Here is a 260-nt window from a genome sequence, read left to right as displayed (position 1 = left end):
CGTCAATCCGGGCAATTCGGGCGGACCGCTCATCAACATGCAGGGCGAAGTGATCGGCATTAACTGCAGATCTACAGCCGTACCGGCGGCTTTATGGGCATTTCGTTCGCGATTCCGATCGACGAAGCGATGCGCGTGGCCGACCAGTTGAAAGCGTCCGGCAAGGTGGTGCGCGGCCGGATCGCGGTGGCGATCGGCGAAGTGACCAAAGACGTCGCTGATTCGCTCGGTCTGCCGAAGTCGCAGGGCGCGCTTGTCAG

Annotated in this window: 1 pseudogene; it reads left to right on the top strand. The window is 61.9% G+C overall.

From position 1 onward, the window contains the following. Positions 1-260: pseudogene (locus SB822_RS58455) on the top strand (trypsin-like serine protease); the annotation flags it as partial.

The organism is Paraburkholderia sp. SIMBA_054 (assembly GCF_046534875.1).
Classification (GTDB): domain Bacteria; phylum Pseudomonadota; class Gammaproteobacteria; order Burkholderiales; family Burkholderiaceae; genus Paraburkholderia; species Paraburkholderia hospita.
Note: the sequence above shows the minus strand (reverse complement) of the source record. Positions and strands in the feature narration are given on the sequence as shown.